Below are 6,146 nucleotides of genomic sequence, written 5' to 3'. Positions count from 1 at the left end.
CTCTTATCGTTGCTGTTAGTCATAAACATAACCGTTTGCCTATCCCTTATCGTAAGGGGGAAACGGTGTCCTGTCTTTCATGGGGCTCGTTCAAGCACTTACAGCCGTATCCGCATTGATGCCCGCTCAAAGCACCTCTAAGCTCCATTGCAGGTGCCTAAGAAACGCCCAACGTAGAAGCTTGGCCAACCACACAGACGCACAATCCACCTTTGGATGATGTGTTGCTCGAATGTGACGGCTTTGTTCGTTGGGATTTCTTAAATCCACTCTACGTTGGGCCTAGCCCTGCCCCTTAAACGTAGAGGTCACGGATTATGTCTACTCAATGTATCTCCAGAATTTTTCCCACACCAACGAACAGTGAGCGGGAGTCGCTCGTCTCCACGCTATTCACCCGTCACGACATTCATCTCCACGCCCTACTGTTCGAAAACCAAGCCTGGTTTTGCGCACGAGATATGGGGCGACTGATGGGCAAGTATTTGGATGAACGCATGTCTCGAAAACTCGATGCAGATCAGCGACGGATGTTATTGGTACATGCCCACGGAGCACCAGAGGAACGACTGATGCTCAGCGAATCAGGGGTGTATGCATTATTGGTTTATCACTATTGCCCGGAGTATCGCTCATTGCGCGAATGGCTCACGCATCAGGTTGTGCCAGCACTACGTGACGCCAGAACAGTTCGGGCAGTGGAGCGTCCGACATTGAGCGTTCTGGATTGGCCACAAATGCAACTGAGTTTGTTGCACTGGCAGAATGAGCCCTGGATTCGGCTGCGGGACATGCCTTGCATCCTGCTACCCCAACAGCAGACATCTTGGTGGAGGAAGGCCTCGCGGCTATTTCAACTTTAGAAAGCCGCTAAAACATTGGGTGCAGCACCCTGCACCCATTTGAATTGGAAGATTGAACATCAAGCCGATTGTTCACTCGATTGCAGTTGCTGAGACTGAAGTGGGAATCCCTCAGGTGCGCCCAACAATACGCCGCGGTCCATATCAAACGGCAGCACCCAAAGCAGGAGCTTCGGAGCAAACTCAAATACCTGCAACGGGGTATCAAACGCAGATCGCCTTGGATAAACCAGCATCAACTCACCTTCGCCAGCCAAGTATTTGTGGCCATAGGCGAATAGCTGATAAAAGTCGGACTGCTTCAAACCGTAGCTCTTATCCTCAGCTGATGAACTCAACCTCTTCCACTTTGTGTCCAGCACCCAACTTTTTTGTTGATGGTGAACCATCAGATCCGGCCGTAGCTGGAAGAAATTTTTGCCTTTGTGCTGGCACAGATACTCACTATGGGATTGAGCTTGCAACCGGGCGTCGCCCTGCAAATCCCTGCGAAGACTCGCAGCGACATAGCGCTCAAACAGACGCTCCATGGGAAACAACAAGCTCATGCCATGCCACTCCCCTGCAATCGCCAAAGGCATCTGTTGCTTGATTATTAGCTCGCACCAGGGTTTCACCGGAACGTAGTGCGCCATCAGTCGCTCGTTGCTCCATTGTTTAAAATCCTGTTGCACGTCACGGCTTGTAGGCACCTCTAACAAGACGCTTCTTAGCTCATGAGCCAATCGCCAATTACCGGCATCATTAGTCGTTTTGCAGACCTGATCTAACGCTAATTTGAGCAAACGATTTTCTGGTCGGTCGGGCAGATAGATGTCGTGTCGAATCTGAAAATGGTGTTGACGACCAGGAGGTTGGCGTATCTGGTTGACCACATCCAATTGACCACGCAAGAACCGCTGCTCTTCCTCTACGCGCTGGTAGTCAAAGCGTAGACCTCGCTTAATCAAATGATCCAGTGCCAGCAAGAATCGGCCCATGACCCATTCGCTCAACGGCGCATCGAAGTTTTGTAGATCCGCTGCGCCGACTTCTCGGGTAGGCAAATTTAGAGATGCTTGGATCATGCGTCGCAACAATGCTCTGCTCTGCTTGATACAGTCCTCTTGTTCAAAATGCTTGGGAAGAATTTCGAGTCGAGTGCCGCAGGGTGTTTCCAGTACACCGACATAATTGTCGAGTTTCAGTAAACGACGGTTCTCAAGTTGGACCAGCGCAGCTCCAGCATTGCTGAAAGAAGCGTTGAGCTTGCATAGCCAGTCAAAGGCAGACACTGATACTTGCGCAAGATCCAACGTCGGCGCAGTCACCTTATCCGTCGTCAGTCTCCCGTACTCTCGAACCGTGATGACGGGTTTCACGCCGTCACACCTTTCTCAACTTCGATAGCGCCTTGCAGGTTCAACGAGATCGCTTCGTGATCAACGACTCCACAAAAAGACTCAATTCGGTCGAAGGCATCTTCGTTGATAAGCCATTGGTTGCTTTGGTTACTGAGCACTACCTGATCACCGAACAACGATCCCGGATTGAACGGTGGCTGTTTGATAAAGCAATTTTCAGGGGCCTTGCGATGATCGTTAAGCACCCACTGAATTCGCAGCCAGTCCTCGAAAAAGTACTCTTGCAGCAATGGGAGCACTTGCTCACGAAAGATTTTTCCCAGCCGTTTCAGCGTAGGTTCACTCTCTAAAGGCATGAAATACGCATGCCCCAGACAATGATCACGGTCTAGCAGCATTTCGATTCGTTGATTCATCACGGTAAGGAGTTGGGCGATGTTGAGTTCGCCCACGAAAATATTTTTCAGTAGTTCAGGCTTCGGCGGCATTTCACGGAAAGTGAAACGACGACGCAACGCGATATCTAGGCCAGCCAGTGAGCGATCAGCAGTGTTCATAGTGCCAATGAGATAGACATTACTCGGAACGCTGAAATGATCCTTCGAATACGGCAGCGTCACCTTCAATGCCTCATCAGCTCCGGCACGCTTGGACGGCTCAATTAACGTGATCAGCTCACCGAATATCCGAGAAATATTTCCGCGGTTTATTTCATCGATGATAAGTACGCGAACATCGCTTGACTCGGCTACCACCTTGCCCACTTCACAGTCAGGTTGAGAATTCAGAATGCGCTCGACCAAAATCGGCAATATATTGATGTATCCCTTAACCAAATATGGATCCAGCTTGGTTTCTGGGACTTTTTCAAAAACTAGGTTGTTGCGAATATCTGTGACGGTTAATCGCCCGGAACGCACATAATCAGCAAGCGTGTTGAGGATGCTCATCCCTATCGGTAGTTCTTTCCCCTTGGGCTTACTCAAATTGAGCAATTCAACGGACGCGCTCGTAACTACATATCCCGTAGCAAATGACTCTCCTATCGTAAAGGGAACGCTAGGCTTTCTCAGATGGGTGATGGCATTGGCGCACAATTTTTTGAATACGCCATCGACAACGTCGTAGCGCAGTTGCCCGTCCTCTCCACTTTCTGCACGCAAACCCTCAACAAAGTCCTCGTAGCTGAAGCTTTGATGAAAAGTAACGAATTCAACATACCCATCTGCAAATAGCTCATCGAAGCGCTTCTTCAAAGCTGCCCGATCGTTGTTAGCCTGTAGAAACTCAGGATCAAGGATTTCTAGAGCTGCCTCGATGGTGGCGTACGTCTTGCCGGTTCCCGGTGGACCAAACAAAATCTGGTTGAGTGCAGGCGAAGTCATCGAGTCACTATCCTTGCTACGTGAGCAAAATGGGTATTGCTGGCATGCCTCACAGTCGATGAGGGTTGAATGAACCGAACCCAACGTAGGAAACAGCGCACAGCCGTAGGAAACTAATCCTACAACGGTAACCACATTGCTATCAGTGGTAAAGCCGCACAACGAAGTAGGTCGGGTTGGTGAAAAAGCTGTGCAGAACGAGGTCCTAGCGACTATAAAAACGATCCCATAAAGAGCTAGAACACTCATGAAATTCGACCTCGCCTACTGCCTCAGCCTCGACGACAAGTTGTCGATCTATGACGTGCGCGATCTGAATTTCGACGAAACCATGGACTTCGACTCCGCCAAGGAGCACTTCCAGTGCCCCAACGATGCCTGCCGCTTAGCGTTCGATGCGGCGAATGTGTTGACGACGTTCAACGCTAAAAACGTGAATTACGTTCGCACCCCGCACTTCAAGAACACGCCCAGCACCCGGCATGTGGCGGATTGTTCTTATGTCAGTCTCAAGGCCTCGGCCTCCGGGGTGGAAGCAGACGGTGCGGAAACGGATGACAGCCGCGAAGAGCATTTCCCATCAGAGTTGTTGCTGACACGGCGTCAGTATGTGCGTGAGCCGTCGAACCCGGCGGGGGCGGCGGATGGGATCGGTAACTCCCCGAAAGCCATTTCGGCGGACAGTGACACAGAGCATCCAGGCCGCGAATCGGCCCCGGAGAAGACAAGCGTCTTCGCCCATCCGGTGGAGTGTTTTGTGTCGAACTTCGAGGACAAGGAGTTGCTCAAGCGCATGCCGCTAAAGATTGGTGAGCACACGGCGCCTTATGGGTCGTTCTTCAAGAGGATCGAGTATCTGCAGGACAACAAGGGGCTGATTTACTGGGGCAAGATCAAGGAGATCAAGGATTACACGCAGAGTTTCCGTATCGATTTCGAACAAAAAGTCTGGTTCAAGCAAGCGGACGAGGCGAAGAAAAAGCCTTATTCAGTCAACATTTACTTGAGCAAAAAGCTGATCGACAACTACCGCAAGCGCAAAGCGTTTCTGGAAGAGATCAAGCACGCCATCGAGAGCGGGAAGGACTTGTATTGCTTCTTTTACGGCGTGACGCCGGAGTTGAAGCAGGTACCGAGCAAGAAAAACCCCGAGCAGACGTTCGGGGTGTTCAGTGCGAATATTGAGAACCTGGATCACTTCATTGTTCGGGAAGCGCCGGGATTCATGGATAAGTAGGTGTCAGTCCTGCCGCACGATCTCTTCAACCCACTCAAGCTCATAGGGCTGGCGAACGACATCCGAGATGTATTCAAGCGCATCTTCGCTGAGAATTGATAGCTCTGCGGCGGTCAGCAAGTCATGCATGACAAACAGTCTTAAAGCGGTGAGAGCACTGGAACGGGATTGGCTGTGATGGTCAAAGGCTCGGGCCATGTCCTTGTTTCGATCCTGGATCACCCCATAGAGCATTCCATATCGAGCATGGGCTGATAGCGCCCCATGTTGGGTAATTGCCTTGGCATCGCCAAGAACACCTTGGCAAAATCGCTCCAGGGCAATTTTGCGCTGTTCCTTGAACTTCTTCCAATCGCTTTCGAGGATCGACATGGCATGCTCCCGCGTAGAAATCCTGGACAGAACGAAAGCATATTTTTGCGAATAACGCTGCTAAATCCAACCCTAGTTGGTACACATACTCAACATCACCAACACCAGCAAACCCACATATACCCGCGCGTGTATGCGATCCGGAATCCGCCCAATCCAGGGCGTGGCCAATCGAATGCCCACCAACGACCCCATCGTCAAAACCGCAAACGCCAGCAAATCCACATAGCCAATAAACCACGCCCCCAAATCAAACTCGCTGAACCCCGCCATGGCCATGTAAGTCACCGTCCCGGCCACCGCGACCGGCAAGCTCAACGGATTGGCCATGGACGTCGCCTGACTCATGCTCAACCCACAACGCCGCAACAACGGCACGGTCATGACGCTGCCCCCCACGCCGAGAAACGTCGCGATAGCGCCAATTCCTATGCCACCGCCAGACACTTCCGCCCTCCCCAATCGCCGTGGGATTGCGTTATCGGTGCGCGTAAGAAATCCGCGTCTCACCAGGCAATCCACAATGGTCACGCCCAGGTACGCGATGAACGCATAACGAATCACCTCGCCACTCACCCACATCGCCGCCATGGCGCCGACGATAGCGCCCACTCCGATAAACCCGCCCAACGGCCACAGGTAATGGCGAATGAGGTTCCCGGCGCGCTGGTGTTTGCCGGTGGCGATCAGTGCGTTGACGATCATCACGCAGGTCGAAGTCGCCACAGCAATATGCATCGCCGATTGGCTGACGGGGTCGTCGGCTCCATGACTAGCGGTGAGCATGCGGTAGAGCAATGGCACCACGACGAATCCGCCGCCGAAGCCGAACAGCACCGCCGTGATGCCGGTCATGCAGCCAAAGAGTGTCAGCAGGAGATAGAACATTGCGAGTCGTCCATTGGTTGGGAGCGGTCGACGATAGAGCGATGCGCCTTGGCCTGCT

The 6,146-nt window shown here is 52.1% G+C and carries 6 protein-coding genes; 2 read left to right on the top strand and 4 right to left on the bottom strand.

Annotation, left to right across the window (positions count from 1 at the left end; all coding sequences use genetic code 11):
* Nucleotides 1-317: 317 nt before the first annotated feature.
* Nucleotides 318-863 (top strand): BRO-N domain-containing protein, encoded by a 546-nt coding sequence (locus AC1DSG_RS08480; protein WP_477790479.1) that lies wholly within the window; start codon nt 318-320, stop codon nt 861-863.
* A gap of 59 nt (nt 864-922) precedes the next feature.
* On the opposite strand, the gene AC1DSG_RS08475 is transcribed toward AC1DSG_RS08480, so the two are convergent.
* Together AC1DSG_RS08475 and AC1DSG_RS08470 are read right to left on the bottom strand one after the other, a co-directional pair.
* Complete coding sequence (locus AC1DSG_RS08475) at nt 923-2,224, bottom strand: McrC family protein (RefSeq protein WP_477790478.1); 1,302 nt, start codon at nt 2,222-2,224, stop codon at nt 923-925.
* On the bottom strand, nt 2,221-3,591 hold the full coding sequence (locus AC1DSG_RS08470) for an McrB family protein (protein ID WP_477790477.1): 1,371 nt from the start codon (nt 3,589-3,591) through the stop codon (nt 2,221-2,223). The genes AC1DSG_RS08475 and AC1DSG_RS08470 overlap by 4 nt, the downstream gene beginning before the upstream one ends.
* A gap of 247 nt (nt 3,592-3,838) precedes the next feature.
* On the opposite strand from AC1DSG_RS08470, the gene AC1DSG_RS08465 reads away from it, so the two are divergent.
* Nucleotides 3,839-4,828: a hypothetical protein gene (locus AC1DSG_RS08465; RefSeq protein WP_477790476.1), complete on the top strand. Its 990-nt coding sequence runs from the start codon at nt 3,839-3,841 to the stop codon at nt 4,826-4,828.
* 3 nt (nt 4,829-4,831) lie between these two features.
* Here the strand turns inward: AC1DSG_RS08465 and AC1DSG_RS08460 are convergent, their stop codons facing one another.
* Together AC1DSG_RS08460 and AC1DSG_RS08455 are read right to left on the bottom strand one after the other, a co-directional pair.
* On the bottom strand, nt 4,832-5,200 hold the full coding sequence (locus AC1DSG_RS08460) for a hypothetical protein (protein WP_477790475.1): 369 nt from the start codon (nt 5,198-5,200) through the stop codon (nt 4,832-4,834).
* 72 nt (nt 5,201-5,272) lie between these two features.
* Nucleotides 5,273-6,088, bottom strand: coding sequence for a sulfite exporter TauE/SafE family protein (locus tag AC1DSG_RS08455; RefSeq protein WP_477790474.1), 816 nt, complete (start codon nt 6,086-6,088; stop codon nt 5,273-5,275).
* Nucleotides 6,089-6,146 lie beyond the last annotated feature (58 nt).

It is taken from the genome of Pseudomonas sp. P5_A12 (assembly GCF_056400685.1).
This window is presented reverse-complemented; position numbering and strand designations above follow the sequence as displayed.

Bases quoted from the DNA above. Each gene is read 5' to 3' on its own strand.
- AC1DSG_RS08480 (WP_477790479.1), top strand. From the start codon at position 318: ATGTCTACTCAATGTATCTCCAGAATTTTTCCCACACCAACGAACAGT.
- AC1DSG_RS08470 (WP_477790477.1), bottom strand. From the start codon at position 3,591: ATGACTTCGCCTGCACTCAACCAGATTTTGTTTGGTCCACCGGGAACC.
- AC1DSG_RS08465 (WP_477790476.1), top strand. From the start codon at position 3,839: ATGAAATTCGACCTCGCCTACTGCCTCAGCCTCGACGACAAGTTGTCG.
- AC1DSG_RS08460 (WP_477790475.1), bottom strand. From the start codon at position 5,200: ATGTCGATCCTCGAAAGCGATTGGAAGAAGTTCAAGGAACAGCGCAAA.
- AC1DSG_RS08455 (WP_477790474.1), bottom strand. From the start codon at position 6,088: ATGTTCTATCTCCTGCTGACACTCTTTGGCTGCATGACCGGCATCACG.